This is a genomic window from Allobosea sp. P5_A5 (assembly GCF_056400625.1).
This window is the reverse complement of the sequence record NZ_JBFUKY010000004.1, coordinates 1-14,075: the sequence shown is the minus strand read 5'-3', so window position 1 is coordinate 14,075 and position 14,075 is coordinate 1. Positions and strand designations below refer to the sequence as shown.

Below are 14,075 nucleotides of genomic sequence, written 5' to 3'. Positions count from 1 at the left end.
GGTTGAGGCCTTCGGCCTCACCCGGAATGACAGTGGTCAGACTCTCTCGCTGGCCAGCCGCCTCAGCGCTTCCTCACGCCCGATGAGCGGCAGAAGGGCCGCGAGCTCAGGGCCGTGGTCGAGGCCCGTCAGCGCCTGGCGCAGGGGCATGAACAGCGCCTTGCCCCTGGTGCCTGTGGCGGCGGCCACGGCTTGCGTCCAGCTTTTCCAGGTGGTCGCATCGAAGGGCTCGGCGGGGAGCAGGCCGGCGGCCGTCTTCGCGAAAGCCGCGTCGGCGATCACCGGCTCGACTGGTCCTTGGACCACCTTCCACCACAGCCTGGCCTCGCCGAGGTTGGCGAGGTTGCCGCGCACCGCAAGCCAGAATGCCTCGCCGCCCGCGATACCGGCCGCCGCAAGCCGCGCGGCCACTGCCTCATACGGCATCTGATGAAGCGTCCGGGCGCTCAGTGTCTCCAGCTCGTGCTCGTCGAACTTGGCCGGCGCGCGTGAGACATGCGCCAGCTCGACCAGCCCGGCGAGTTCGTCGAGGCTCGCGACGGGGCGCACGGCGTCCGACGTGCCGACCAGCACCGCCAGCGCCGCAACGGCGAGCGCCTCAACGCCGCTGTCGCGCAGCCCTCGGAGCGAAAGATGGCCGAGCCGCTTGGAAAGCCCCTCGCCGCTCGCGGTCGTCAGCAGGTTGTGGTGGCCGAAGACCGGCAAGGGCGCGTTGAGCGCCTCGAAGATCTGCGCCTGGACGGCCGTGTTGGTGACGTGATCCTCGCCCCGGATGACGTGGGTTACGCCGGTCTCGATGTCGTCGACCACCGACGGCAGCGTGTACAGATAGCTCCCGTCCTCGCGCACGAGAACCGGATCGGACAGCGAGGCGCAGTCGACATGCGAGGCGCCGCGCACCAGATCATCCCACACGACCTCACGCGCCTCCAGCATGAAGCGCCAATGTGGCGAGCGACCCTCAGTGGCGAATTCGGCCTTCTGGTCCGGCGTCAGCTTCAGCGCCGCCCGGTCGTAGATCGGCGGCAGGCCGCGGGCGAGCTGGCGCTTGCGGCGTCGGTCGAGTTCGTCAGCAGTCTCGTAGCAGTCATAGAGGCGCCCGGCAGCGCGCAGGCGATCAGCCGCAGCGTCGTAGATCGCAAGCCGTTGCGATTGCCAGATGACGAGATCCGGCACGATGCCGAGCCAGCCGAGATCCTCGGCGATGGCGTCCGCATATTCCGGCTTGGAGCGCGCGATATCGGTGTCGTCGTATCGCAGCAGGAAACGGCCGCTATGGCGCCTGGCGAACAGCCAGTTGAACAGGGCCGGCCGGGCATTGCCGATATGCAGATAGCCGGTGGGTGATGGTGCGAAGCGTACGAGCGGGGAGTTCATGGGCGGCTTATGGCGCTTTTGCCGACGCTGGACAACGGACCCGTTGCGTCTCTGGCGGGCATTAACCGCGCATTAGGGTTACTGAGGCATGAAAGCTTCAAGGCGAAATCTTCACCCGTTGTCGCCGGGGAGCCAGGGATGCGCATCCGTTCGATCTTGCCCGCTTTCGCGATGGTGTCGCTCGCAGCCCTCGCTGCCTCTGCTGCTCTCGGCGCCGATTATCCGGTGCTTCGCGGATCGCAGGTCGAAGATGCTCCTCCGGCGCCATCCTTCGCGCCAAATTGGGGCGGCTTCTACTTCGGTGGCAGCGCCGGCTATACATCAACCCAATTCGATGCCGAGAAGCAGTCCGGCACCCTTTCGACGGCAGCCTTCCGGAACCTGGTGATCAGCGATGCCGCCAGCGGAATGCTGCGCTTCGGCCGCGCCAGCAAGGATCGCACGAACTTCGGCGGCTTCGTCGGCTATAACACCTCATTCGGTGACGCTGTCCTTGGCATCGAGGCGGAATACCTCAAGATCAATACACAGACCGATCAAAGAGGCTCGATCGGCGGCGTATTCACCGACCTGTATCCGACCACGGTCGCGTCCTCGCCTAGCGCAGAGCCGCTCAACACGAAGACGGCTGTGGCCGTCGCCGGTCATTCGACGAACAAGATCGACGATCTGGTCATGCTGAAAGCAAGGGCTGGATATGCCTTCGGCAACTTCATGCCCTTCGCCAATATCGGCCTTGCCGTGGGGCGCGTGTCGACGAATGCTGAAATCCAGCACGCCTATGCGACCATCGAAAACTACTCCCGCTTCAACACCATCACCGACCAAACCGGCGCCGTCTCGCGGACGACGCTGATCGGCACGGGCACGATCGGCCGGCCGGATGCGACGGGCAGCCGGGGCGTCACCCAGATATCGTCCGGTTATGTACCGGGCCTTGTGCTCGGTGCCGGCATCGATGCGCTGCTGGGCGACAACCTGCTGGTGCGGGCTGAATATAACCGCATCTATTTCGCGGATTACAAGGGCGTGAATGCGGTCGTCGATACCGCTCGCCTCGGTGCTGGCCTCAAGTTCTGACAAGCAGCGACCATCGCAAAAAGGCCGGGCAACGCCCGGCCTTTTTTTCGTTTCTGCGCCCGATGTGAGGATTTACTCCGCCGCTTCGACCTCAGGCCGAACGCGCCCCGCCCGCTCGCGCTTGACCAGCTCAGCCACCAGGAAGGCAAGTTCCAGCGCCTGTTCGGCATTGAGGCGCGGGTCGCAGACCGTGTGGTAGCGATCGTTCAGGTCCGCATCGGTCATGCCGCGCGCGCCGCCGGTGCATTCGGTGACGTTCTTGCCGGTCATTTCCAGGTGCAGGCCGCCGGCATGCGTGCCTTCCGCCTGATGGACCGAGAAGAAGTTCTTCACCTCGGTCATGATCAGGTCGAAGGGCCGGGTCTTGTAGCCGCTGCCGGCCTTGACCGTGTTGCCGTGCATCGGGTCGCAGGACCAGAGGACGTTGCGCCCTTCCCGCTTCGTCGCCCGAACCAGCGCCGGTAAATTGTCGAAGACCTTGTCGGCGCCGAAGCGGCCGATCAGCGTCAGGCGGCCCGGCTGGTTTTGCGGATCGAGCACCTCGATCAACTTCAGCAAGCCATCGACTGTGGTCGAGGGGCCGCACTTCAGGCCTATCGGGTTCTTGATGCCCCGGAAGAACTCGACATGGGCGTGGTCGAGCTGACGGGTGCGGTCCCCGATCCAGACCATGTGGCCGGAGGTGTCGTACCATTCGCCGGTGGTGGAATCGACGCGGGTCATCGCCTGCTCGTAGCCGAGCAGCAGCGCCTCATGGCTGGTGTAGAAGTCCGTCGTGCGGGTCTCGGGATGCGCTTCCGGGTCGATGCCGATGGCGCGCATGAAGTCGAGCGACTCGGTGATGCGTTCGCTGATCTCGTTGTAGCGCGAGGAGGACGGCGAATCCTTGACGAAGCCGAGCATCCAGCGATGCGCGTTGTCGAGATTGGCGTAGCCGCCGGTCGCGAAGGCGCGGATCAGGTTCAACGTCGCGGCCGACTGGCGGTAGGCCTCGAGCTGGCGGCGCGGATCGGGCGTGCGCGACTGTTCCGTGAAGGCGATGTCGTTGACGATATCGCCCTTGTAGCTCGGCAGCTCGACGCCGTTCTCTTTCTCGGTGGGAGCCGAACGCGGTTTGGCGAATTGGCCGGCGATGCGCCCGACCTTCACCACAGGCGAGCCGCCGGCGAAGGTCAGCACCACCGCCATCTGCAGGAACAGGCGGAAAAAATCGCGGATGTTATCGGCCGAATGCTCGGCGAAGCTCTCGGCACAGTCACCGCCCTGAAGCAGGAAGGCCTCGCCGGCCGCGACCTTGCCCAACGCCCGTTTGAGCTTGCGCGCTTCGCCCGCAAAAACGAGCGGCGGAAAGCCGGCGAGCTGCTGCTCGACCGCCTTCAAGGCTGCCTGATCCGGATAATCCGGAATCTGCTGGGCGGGCTTGGCCCTCCAGCTCTCTGGCGTCCACCGCTCGGACATGGGACTACGTGCTCCTGACCTCTTGACGATCGCGCGCATGAACCTCTCGGCGCGAGGGGGCGGCTATACACCCGCGGATGCCGCAAGGCCACCACCGGGGAAACCGTCCCGTCGCACGGCGTTTCGAGCGTTCAGCCGGCTCTTGGCGTGCGCATCGTGACCAACTCTTCGGCCGCGCTCGGATGCAAGGCGATGGTGCGGTCGAAATCGGCCTTGGTCGCACCCATCGTCACAGCGATGCCGACCGCCTGGATGATCTCGCCAGCGTCATGGCCAAGGATGTGCACGCCCAGCACCTTGTCGCTTGTCCTGTCGACGATGAGCTTTATGTAGATGCGCTCCTGCCGGCCTGAAATCGTCGCCTTCATCGGGCGGAAAGCCGATTCGAATACGCGCAGCTCATAGCCGGCCGCATAGGCCTGCTGTTCGGTCAGCCCGACAGAGCCCAGTTCCGGTGTCGTAAAGACGGCCGAGGCGACCGTGAGATGGTCGACCGTCCAGGGCTTTCCGCCGAACATGCCGTCGGCAAAGGCATGGCCTTCGCGGATCGCGACCGGGGTCAGGTTCACGCGGTTGGTCACGTCGCCGACAGCGTGGATGGAGGGGACCGAGCTCATCGAGTTCGCGTCGACCATCACCTCGCCGATGGGGCCGAGCTTGACGCCCGCCGCTTCCAGTCCCAGCCCCCTGGTGTTCGGCCGCCGGCCGGTCGCGACCAACACCACCTCGGCATCGATCGGCTCGCCATGCGCGCAATGAGCCCGGCGCGCCCCGTCCGGCAAGGCCTCGATGCGCTCGATGGTGCAGCCGAGTCTCATCGCGATGCCGGCCTCCTTCAGCGCATCGCGCAGGCGCGTGCGGAGATCGTCGTCGAAGCCGCGCAGGATGTTGTCGCCGCGATGCAGCACCGTGACGGCCACGCCCAGGCGGGCGAACAGGCTGGCGAATTCCAGCGCGATGTAGCCGCCACCGACGACAAGCATGCGCTTGGGCAGTTCGGCCAAGTGGAAGACTTCGTTGGAGGAGATCCCGAGTTCGCCGCCGGGGATCGGCGGATCGAGTGCCGGCCAGCCGCCCGTGGCAATGAGAATGTGCCGAGCGCGGACGAGCTCACCGCTGGTCTGCAGACGGACCTCGTGCGGACCTTCGACAACCGCCCTCTCCTCCCGGATCTCGACCTTCGCACCGTCGAGCCCCTTGCGATACAGCCCGGAAAGGCGAGTGACCTCGTTGGCAACGGCCTCCCGCAGGGTCGGCCAATCGAAGACCGGCGCGGCCGGAAGCGTCCAGCCGAAGCCGGCGGCATCCTCGAACTCGTCGGCGAAACGGCTGGCATAGACGAAGAGCTTCTTCGGCACACAGCCACGAATAACGCAGGTACCGCCGATCCGGTCCTCCTCCGCGATCATGACGCGGGCGCCATGGCCGGAGGCGATACGGGCCGCACGCGTGCCGCCCGACCCGGCGCCGATGACAAAAAGGTCGACGTCGAACTCAGCCATGATGCTCTCCTTGCCGATGCTCTGATGCGGGGAACCAGAGAATGGCGGCGCCAAGAACGGCGATCCACCAACCCTGCCAGGCGCCGTGACCCACCACCGAAATCGCGAAACAGGCCGCGAAGAGCGCCAGGCGCGGCGCAGCCTCGCTTCGCGGCATGCGGGCGAGGCGCGCCAGCAGAAGCAGGCCGGCCAGAGTCACGAGGATGGCGCCGATCGCCCCTGTCTCAACCCAGGCCTGCAAGGGCATGTCGTGCGGGTGGCCCACGGCCAGAAGCTGGCGACGTTCGGGTGCGACCAGCGCGGCGACGGGATGCTGGTCGAGGCTCGGCGAGGTATCGAACCCCGCTCCGATCAGCGGTCGCGCGCGGGCCGCTTGGCCGAAGCTCTCCCAGATATCGATGCGTGCCTTGCCGGTCATGACAGCGAACCGGTCGAGGATCATTCCGGGCAGGTAATTGTTCGCGAGGACGCCGAGCACGGGTGCCAGGGCCATGGTAACGACGAAGGCGAAGCCGGTCGCGCGCAGCGAAAATCGCGGCCAGAGCCAGGCACAGACCCAGCCCAGCGCGCAAACCGCGACGCCCAGCCGTGCCGATGCGCTTTCCGAACGCAGCGCCAGCGCCGCCACGGCAGCCGCGGTAACGATCGCGAGCAGCCGGTCGGACCGGCGCGCTGATGGCATCGTCCAAAGTCCATGGATCACCGGCACCGCCAGCACCACCGCCGTGATCGCCGGGCGGTTGAAGACGAAGGCCATCAGCTTGCCGATGCCGAGCGCGGCGCGCTGCGAAAGGCCGGATGCAAGCTCGATCACGCAAAGAAGGCAAGCGAGGATGATCGCCACCGCCAACGCCCGCAGCCACGGCAAGGACGACCTGAATCGACCGGAGGCGGCGATCGCCATAGCGAAAGCAATAGGCAGCGCGAGTTCGGCCCATCCCCGCAAGGACGCAGCAGGCCGATGGCTCCACAGAATGGAGACGAGCGACCAGGCCAGGAACGCGGACACGGCAAGGCCCAGCGGCGTCGCCACCAGCCGCCGCAGGCTGGCCGTGAGAGAGCCGGCGCCTCCAGTCAAAAGGCAGGCGCCGAGAAACGACGCGGCCGCCAACCCCAGAAGGAGTGGCGCCGAGCGGTTCGCAAGCCACATCGCCAGCGGGAGCGAGATCATCAGCGCGAAGCCGGCGATGCTCAAGGCATGGGCGAACCGCGGGGAAGGCTGCACAGCGGGGTTCACCGGATGTCGAGGCTGGCTCATCGGCTGCGCTTACGCGATCGGCGAATTTGACGCCAGAGGCCGGGCTGTCCACCGAACTCGCAGCTCCAGCGCCGTGCTTCGACGAAAGACGTAGAACCTTGGAAACGGAGTTCGGCAGGCAATGATTATCCCTCTTCCATTATGTAATCCCACGCAATTGACGCCCCTCGCGGCATGGTGCCACAGGCTAATCAAGCCTTAATAATCGCGGCCAAGCCGCAATGCGGAGGAAAACCCATGATGACATCGATGCTGAAGCGCGGCACCGTGGCTGCCATTGCTCTCGCAGCGTTCTCGACGGCTGCCTTTGCACAGGTCAACGAACTCAAGATCATGGCTCCGGCGGCGCCGGGCGGCGGCTGGGACGGCACGGCGCGCTCGATGCAGCAGGCGCTGACAGCCGCCGGGATCGTGAAAAGCGTCCAGGTGAACAACGTGACCGGCGCCGGCGGCACCATCGGCCTTTCCCAGCTCATCAATGCGAAGGGCCAGGGCGACCAGCTGATGGTCAACGGCTTCGTGATGGTCGGCGCCATCCTGCTGAACAAGTCGCCGGTCAACCTCACCCAGGTGACGCCGATCGCGCGCCTGACGGCCGAGGCGGAAGTGATCGTCGTACCGACGGAATCGCCGCTGAAGACCGCCAAGGATCTGACCGAGCGACTCAAGGCCGATCCGGCCAAGGTGACCTGGGCTGGTGGCTCGGCCGGCGGCACGGACCACATTCTCGCGGCCCTGTTCGCGCAGGCCGTCGGCGCCGACCCCAAGAAGATCAACTACATTCCGTTCTCGGGCGGCGGCGAGGCCCTTGCGGCCATGCTCGGCGGCCGAGTGACCGTCGGCGTCTCCGGCTATGGCGAGTTCGAAGGCCAGATCAAGGCGGGCAAGCTGCGTGTGCTCGCGGTGACCTCGCCCAAGCGTCTCGATAACGCACCCGACGCCGCCACGCTGAAGGAGCAGGGTATCGATCTCGAACTGCTCAACTGGCGTTCGGTCGTCGCCCCTCCCGGAATTTCGGCGGAGCAGACCGAGGCTCTGACCGGCACGGTCGAGAAGATGGCCAAGTCGAAGGAATGGCAGGAGATCCTGAAGTCCCGCGGCTGGGACGATTCCCTGCTGACGGGCGCGGCCTTCGACAGCTTCCTGAAGAGCGAGATCGACCGCGTCTCCAAGGTCATGACCGAAGTCGGCCTGGTGAAGTAAGCCAGCCGGGTTCGGCAGGACGGGGCCGGGCGACCGGCCCCTTTCGCATCTCAACGCCATTCCCACGCGACGCTCCGGCGTCGCGGCCGCAAGCGGGAACGACATGACCAACGATACGCGCGCGCAAGGCGCCAACAAGCCGGCCCTGATCGTGGGCGTGCTGTTGCTGGCGGTTGCCATTCTGGTCGGCTACGACGCCTCGCAGCAAACCATCGTCTCGACCTATGGCATCGGGCCTACCGCGATGCCCTATGTCGTCGCCTGCGGGCTCGTCATCCTCGGGCTGGCCCATTTCGTCACGGCATTCCGGGGTGGCCTGCCGCAGCCGGAAGCGGCCGATACCGCCGCGCTGCTCTGGATCGCCGGTGGCCTCGTCTGTCTGATCGCCTGCATCGGGCTCGGCGGCGGCTTCATTCTCGCTATCGCGCTGCTCTTCGCCTGCACCGCGCGCGGCATGGGCCGGCAGGCCTTCGCGGTCGATTTCGCGATCGGGTTCGCGATGGGGCTCATCATCTTCCTGACCTTCGCCAAGCTCCTGACGCTGATCTTGCCCGCGGGCCCTCTCGAACGCCTGTTCCTGTAAAGGAGAGCCGTACCATGGAAACCACGCTCTCCCTGCTCCACGGTTTCACCGTCGCATTGGAACCGTCCAAGCTGCTGTTCTGCCTGATCGGCGTCTTTCTTGGCACGGCTGTGGGCGTGCTGCCCGGCATCGGGCCGGCGCTCACCGTCGCGCTGCTGCTGCCCGTGACCTTCAAGCTCGACCCGGCCGGCTCGCTCATCATGTTCGCCGGCATCTATTACGGCGGCATGTATGGCGGCTCGACCACCGCCATCCTGCTCAACGCGCCCGGCGAGAGCGCCTCGCTCGCGACCGCGCTCGAAGGCTCGAAAATGGCGAAGGCGGGCCGTGGTGGACCGGCGCTGGCGACAGCCGCCATCGGCTCGTTCGTTGCCGGGCTGATCGCCACGATCGGGCTTGCCTTCCTGGCGCCCTGGCTGGTCGAGGTTGCCGTCAAGTTCGGCCCCTGGGACTATTTCGCGCTGATGATCGTGGCCTTCGTCACGGTGTCGGCGACCTTTGGCGATTCGCCCCTGCGCGGCCTGACAAGCCTGTTCCTCGGCATCGCGCTCGGCCTGGTCGGCATCGACAAGCTGACCGGCCAGGCCCGCCTGACCTTCGGCGTGCCTGAGCTGCTGAATGGCATCGAGGTGACCACGCTCGCGGTCGGCCTCTTCGCGGTCGGCGAGGCGTTCTATGTCGCCTCCAAGCGTTTCCGCGATCCCGAGGAAATCATCCCGATCAAGGGCTCGCTCTGGATGACGAAGGAGGACTGGAAGCGGTCCTGGGCGCCCTGGCTGCGCGGCACCGCGTTCGGCTTCCCTATCGGCGCGCTGCCGGCCGGCGGCGCGGAGGTGCCGACCTTCCTGAGCTATTCGACCGAAAAGAAGCTTTGCAAATATCCCGGCGAGTTCGGCAAGGGCGCCATCGAAGGCGTCGCAGGCCCGGAAGCCGCCAACAATGCCTCGGCTGCCGGTACGCTTGTGCCGCTGCTGACGCTCGGCCTGCCGACCTCGGCGACCGCGGCGATCATGCTGGCGGGCTTCCAGCAATACGGCCTCAATCCGGGCCCGCTGCTGTTCGCCGAGAAGCCCGATCTGGTCTGGGGTCTGATCGCCTCGCTGTTCATCGCCAACGTGATGCTGGTGATCCTGAACCTGCCTTTGGTCGGGCTCTGGGTCCGGCTTCTAGCGATCCCGCAGCCTTGGCTCTATGCCGGCATCCTCGTCTTCGCGACGATGGGCACGCTGGCGGTCAACGGTTCGCCGGTCGAGCTCACCATGCTCTTCGCCTTCGGCTTCATGGGCTATCTGATGCGCCGGTACGATTACCCGGTCGCGCCGATGGTGGTCGGGCTCATCCTGGGTCCGATGGCAGAGGCGCAGCTCAGGCGCGCTCTCCAGATCAGCCTTGGGGACCCGATGATCCTGCTTGAAAATCCGATCTCGGCGACGCTGCTGGGGATTGCAGCACTGGCCTTGGTGGCGCCCTTCGCGATGCGCGGACTGAACCGGTTCAAGGCCGCCGAGGACTGACGAGGCCGAGCCTGAGCAGGCTCTCGCCGGCCGCGACCAGCGCTTGCGCCGCCGGGCGCGGCTGCCAGCCGAGCATTGCGATCGCCTTCGCGCTCGTCGCGGTCTTGGCGCGCCCCAGCTCAGGCGTCGCTGCCTGCCGGGCTGTCGCGCTGAAGCGGCTTGCCAGTCGCACCAGCCAATCCGGCAGCACCCTGGTAGAAACCTTTGCCGCACGCTCGCCGAGACCGTCCTTCAAAGCATGCGCGATTGCCGTCATGGTCAGGAAATCGCCGGCCGTCGCGAGGAACCGCTCGCCTGCGGCGGCGGAATCGGTCATCGCCCGCAGGTGAAGATCGGCGACGTCCCGGACATCGACGACCCCGAACATCAGGCGTGGCAAGGCCAGCAGCCGCCCCTCCAGCATCGCCTTGATCAACTGGATCGAGGCCGAGAGATCAGGCCCCAGCAACGGGCCGAAGATGCCGACGGGATTGACGACCGAGAGTTCCAGCCCCCGCCCCTCGCTGTCGGCAAACGCCCAGGCCGCCTGTTCGGCCAGCGTCTTCGATTTGGGATAGGCGGCGAGGCCCGGCGCCTGCGCGTCCGTCCAGTCCCGCTCATCATAAGCCTTCGATACCGGGCGGCCATAGCCGATCGCGGCGAAGGACGAGGTCAGGACGACGCGCTTCACGCCGGCCCGGTGCGCCGCATGCAGGACGCGCAAGGTGCCGTCTCGCGCCGGCTGGATGAGTTCGTCCTCGTTTTTCGGCACGGCAGCCGAAAGCGGGGATGCGACGTGCAGGACATAGGCGCATCCGGCGACGGCATCGTCCCATCCGGCATCGTCCAGCAGGTCCGCGATCGCGATCTGAAGCCGGTCGCCCGCATCGACACCCGCCCCCGCAAGCCCCTGTCGCAGCGCGGGCTCGCGGGCAAGCGAACGCAAGGTCGTCCGGACCTCGTATCCCGCCCGCAGCAAAGCGAGAATGCAATATCCGGCCAGGAAGCCGGAGCCGCCGGTGACGAGTACCTTTTCACCCGACATGCCTTGTCCTCCCGGACGCCCCGGCCGGCCTTGGTCGCGCGGCCTGACAAAAAGGCCGGCGATCGCTCGCCGGCCCGATAGCCTCAGATCAGGTCTTCGATGCGACGCCGGCTCAGAGCTGGTGGCCGCGCTTGCGCATCTCCTGGGAGAACCGGTCGAACAGATAGTTGCTTGTCTGGACGCTCCAGGGCTGCATCATGTCGAAGATCTCGGTCATCGCCTCCGTGCGCAGCTTGAGATAGCGCTGGCCGACAGGCGATTTGAAGAAGGCGACCGAGTCCTTCAGATCGGATTCGGTCATCTTCCTGGCAAAAATCTCGGTCGCGTTTTTGATCGCCTCGTCCGAGCGCTTGGCCGCCTCCGGACGCAATTCGTCGAGAATGGCCCGCGCATCCTTCACCGCCTCGGGCCGGGTCGTCAAAAGCTGCTGCGCGCTGTCGTCAAACTGCTTGAAGATGCCCTCGAAGCTCTGGGTGACGCCCGTCATGTCCATGATGTCACGGGCCGCCTGCAGATGGCTCGGCGTCGGCGCGGCCACTTGAGCGAACGCCGGCGCGGCGCAGAACAATGACAGGCCCAGGCATAAGCTGGCGAGCGTGTGGCGGATCATGCGTCAGACATCCTTATCGTTGATCATTCGTCGGGCGCGGCCCATCCCAATCGGTGCGTTCCTTAGCCCGGATCGTACCCAAAGGGAATCATTCGATGGTGCCGAGCGTCCTGACGCCGTCCCCGCCGGCGAGGATCGCGCCTGTCGCCAGGCCGATGAACAGGCCATGCTCGACCACGCCGGGCACGGCGTTGAGCGCCTGCGCCAGAAGCTCCGGCCGGACGATAGCGCCCAGGCGCGCATCCAGGATGTAATGGCCGCCATCCGTGAGGAGTATCGACCCATCAGCCTTTCGGCGCAGGGACAGATCGCCCTCGGCACCGGCAACTGCGATCGCGGCAGCCACGGCGCGCCGGGTCGCCTCCAGACCGAAGGGCACGACCTCGATCGGCAGCGGATAGCGCCCGAGCCTGTCGACCAGCTTGCCTTCATCCGCGATCACGATCATGCGGGCCGAGGCCGCCGCGACGATTTTCTCGCGCAGAAGCGCAGCGCCGCCGCCCTTGATCAGGCGCAGCTGGGCATCGAGTTCGTCGGCTCCGTCCACGGTCAGGTCGAGTTCCGGGGTCTCGTCGAGCGTCGACATCGAGATGTTCAGCGACAGCGCCTGGGCCTGCGTTACCTCCGAGGTGGCGACGCACAGGACATCGAGACCCGCCGCCACCCGCACTCCCAGAAGGTCGACGAAATGCTTCGCGGTCGAGCCCGTGCCGAGGCCAAGCCTCATGCCGGGCCTGACCAGCTCCAGGGCACGGGCCGCAGCCTGCTTCTTCAGATCATCGGCGGTCATCGTCAGGGCCCCGGCGGTCATGGTCGCGAAGGAAATGCGACCGGAAAGCTCGGGCCGTCCTGCCGCGCGATCATCGCCGAGTCCAGTCTTGCGGGCGGCGCGAGCGCTATTTCGCCTGCGGCGTGCACACCGTCTTGTCGTCGAAGACGTAGCAGATGCTCATCTCGCCCGTACGCGTATTGACCCGGAAGATTCCGCCTTCGCGCTCGTGCCGCGACGGCATCAAGGTGTATTCGCCGGCCGGCTGCGGGCCGGCGCCATCGCCAGAGGGAAAGCAGATGGTGACGCCGACGCCACCCTCCTTGAGCTGGAACTGGCAGGCGCCGACCTCACCGGTCGAGTGGTCGATGCGGTAGACGCGGTTCAGATCGGTCTGCGGTGCCGGCGCGAACTCGAAATTGCCAGCCAGGGCCGGCGCCGCCGCCAGGCACAGCAAAAGCGCAGGGGCAAGGCGGCCCGGGTAAGTCGCGAAAGCGGCGATTTTCGTCATCGTCAGGTTCCCGGCCGCGCCATGGCGGCGAATCGCAGGGAGGATAGCACCATCGGCCACAATCCGGAGCAGCCGAGGTCGGGGGCCGCTTGCCAAGCACGAACCGAGGTCCTTTAAGGCCGGAGCGCCGCGCGCATGGCGCAGGCCGATCGTCCATCCGGAGCCCGTGACATGAGCCTGCCCCCCATCGTCGTCTTCGATCTCGACGGCACATTGGCCGAGACCGCTCCGGACATCATGCGCGTGCTCAATGTTATCCTGACCCGCGAGAGCCTCGCGGCCCTGCCGATCGAGCGCGCCCGCGAGCTTGTGGGGGCCGGTGCGCGCGCCTTGATCGAGCGCGGCTTCACTGCCTCCGGGCGCGCGCTCGACGCCGCAACGCTGGAGCGGCTGTTTGCGGATTTCCTGACGATCTATGCGGAGGACGTCGCATCCAGCAGTCACCTCTTCGATGGCATTCTCCCCGCGATGGATCAGCTGGAAAAGGATGGATTTGTTTTTGCCGTCTGCACCAACAAGCCGATCCTGCACACGCGGTTGATCCTCGATCATTTCGGCATTGCGGACCGCTTCGCTTCCGTCGCGGGGCGCGACAGCTTCCCCTATTTCAAGCCGGACCCACGGCATCTGACGATGACGATCGAACTGGCGAAGGGCGACCCCAAGCGCGCCGTGATGATCGGCGATTCGCTTACCGACATCCTGACGGCGCGGGCCGCTGGCATTCCCTCGATCTGCGTGCCATTCGGTTATACCGACGTGCCGATCGAGACGCTGCAGCCGGATTATGTGATCCAGCATTTCGACGAGTTGCCCGCGGCGGTCATGCGGGCTCTCGCCCCTTCCGCTATGCGTTGAACCACGCGGATATCCTTGACGGCATCCGACCCTCCGACTAGGAGAGGGCCGTTCGGGCGATTAGCTCAGCGGTAGAGCACTCCCTTCACACGGGAGGGGTGACATCAATCGCTGCATCTGTTTATCTCCGGACCTTCGGTTCACTTGAACCCTAGGGCGATTAGCTCAGCGGTAGAGCATTCCCTTCACACGGGAAGGGTCACAGGTTCGATCCCTGTATCGCCCACCATCATTTGGTCTTCCTGGCAGCCGCCAGAAGCGTGCGGCGAACCCAGTTTGAAACCGTCTCTCCATTGATAGCTGCGGCAGCCGCGATCTGTTCGCGCTC

13 protein-coding genes and 1 tRNA gene are annotated in these 14,075 nt (G+C 66.0%); 6 read left to right on the top strand and 8 right to left on the bottom strand.

All coding sequences use genetic code 11. The features are described from left to right. Positions 1-36 precede the first annotated feature (36 nt). On the bottom strand, positions 37-1,377 hold the full coding sequence (gene gltX, locus AC1DR6_RS09735) for a glutamate--tRNA ligase (protein WP_476829022.1): 1,341 nt from the start codon (positions 1,375-1,377) through the stop codon (positions 37-39). Between the two features lie 138 nt (positions 1,378-1,515). Here gltX and AC1DR6_RS09730 point away from each other — a divergent pair, with 138 nt between their 5' ends. Further along, on the top strand, positions 1,516-2,457 hold the full coding sequence (locus AC1DR6_RS09730) for an outer membrane protein (protein WP_476829021.1): 942 nt from the start codon (positions 1,516-1,518) through the stop codon (positions 2,455-2,457). A gap of 72 nt (positions 2,458-2,529) precedes the next feature. On the opposite strand, the gene AC1DR6_RS09725 is transcribed toward AC1DR6_RS09730, so the two are convergent. The 3 genes from AC1DR6_RS09725 to AC1DR6_RS09715 form a co-directional block, all read right to left on the bottom strand. Beyond that, a complete protein-coding gene (locus AC1DR6_RS09725; RefSeq protein WP_476829020.1) occupies positions 2,530-3,915 on the bottom strand; it encodes a class II 3-deoxy-7-phosphoheptulonate synthase in 1,386 nt (461 codons plus the stop codon). A gap of 131 nt (positions 3,916-4,046) precedes the next feature. Next, a complete protein-coding gene (gor, locus tag AC1DR6_RS09720) occupies positions 4,047-5,417 on the bottom strand; it encodes a glutathione-disulfide reductase (RefSeq protein ID WP_476829019.1) in 1,371 nt (456 codons plus the stop codon). Beyond that, positions 5,410-6,675: an O-antigen ligase family protein gene (locus AC1DR6_RS09715; RefSeq protein WP_476829018.1), complete on the bottom strand. Its 1,266-nt coding sequence runs from the start codon at positions 6,673-6,675 to the stop codon at positions 5,410-5,412. The genes gor and AC1DR6_RS09715 overlap by 8 nt, the downstream gene beginning before the upstream one ends. Before the next feature lie 240 nt (positions 6,676-6,915). Here AC1DR6_RS09715 and AC1DR6_RS09710 point away from each other — a divergent pair, with 240 nt between their 5' ends. The 3 genes from AC1DR6_RS09710 (at position 6,916) to AC1DR6_RS09700 (ending at position 9,975) form a co-directional block, all read left to right on the top strand. Continuing rightward, complete coding sequence (locus AC1DR6_RS09710; RefSeq protein WP_476829369.1) at positions 6,916-7,878, top strand: Bug family tripartite tricarboxylate transporter substrate binding protein; 963 nt, start codon at positions 6,916-6,918, stop codon at positions 7,876-7,878. Between the two features lie 103 nt (positions 7,879-7,981). After that, complete coding sequence (locus AC1DR6_RS09705; protein ID WP_476829017.1) at positions 7,982-8,461, top strand: tripartite tricarboxylate transporter TctB family protein; 480 nt, start codon at positions 7,982-7,984, stop codon at positions 8,459-8,461. A gap of 14 nt (positions 8,462-8,475) precedes the next feature. After that, positions 8,476-9,975, top strand: coding sequence for a tripartite tricarboxylate transporter permease (locus tag AC1DR6_RS09700; protein WP_476829016.1), 1,500 nt, complete (start codon positions 8,476-8,478; stop codon positions 9,973-9,975). Here the strand turns inward: AC1DR6_RS09700 and AC1DR6_RS09695 are convergent. The 4 genes from AC1DR6_RS09695 to AC1DR6_RS09680 form a co-directional block, all read right to left on the bottom strand. Beyond that, positions 9,956-10,999, bottom strand: coding sequence for an SDR family oxidoreductase (locus tag AC1DR6_RS09695; protein ID WP_476829015.1), 1,044 nt, complete (start codon positions 10,997-10,999; stop codon positions 9,956-9,958). The genes AC1DR6_RS09700 and AC1DR6_RS09695 overlap by 20 nt on opposite strands. Positions 11,000-11,111: 112 nt before the next feature. After that, entirely contained in the window at positions 11,112-11,609 is a 498-nt protein-coding gene (locus tag AC1DR6_RS09690) for a DUF2059 domain-containing protein (RefSeq protein WP_476829014.1), read from the bottom strand. 88 nt (positions 11,610-11,697) lie between these two features. Beyond that, positions 11,698-12,399: a ribose-5-phosphate isomerase RpiA gene (rpiA, locus tag AC1DR6_RS09685; RefSeq protein WP_476829013.1), complete on the bottom strand. Its 702-nt coding sequence runs from the start codon at positions 12,397-12,399 to the stop codon at positions 11,698-11,700. A 106-nt stretch (positions 12,400-12,505) separates the two neighbouring features. Continuing rightward, positions 12,506-12,889, bottom strand: a complete 384-nt coding sequence (locus AC1DR6_RS09680; RefSeq protein WP_476829012.1) for a hypothetical protein — start codon at positions 12,887-12,889, stop codon at positions 12,506-12,508. Between the two features lie 171 nt (positions 12,890-13,060). Between AC1DR6_RS09680 and AC1DR6_RS09675 the strand changes: the two genes are divergently transcribed. Beyond that, positions 13,061-13,747, top strand: coding sequence for an HAD family hydrolase (locus tag AC1DR6_RS09675; protein WP_476829011.1), 687 nt, complete (start codon positions 13,061-13,063; stop codon positions 13,745-13,747). A gap of 154 nt (positions 13,748-13,901) precedes the next feature. Further along, positions 13,902-13,976, top strand: a tRNA-Val gene (locus AC1DR6_RS09670). Positions 13,977-14,075 lie beyond the last annotated feature (99 nt).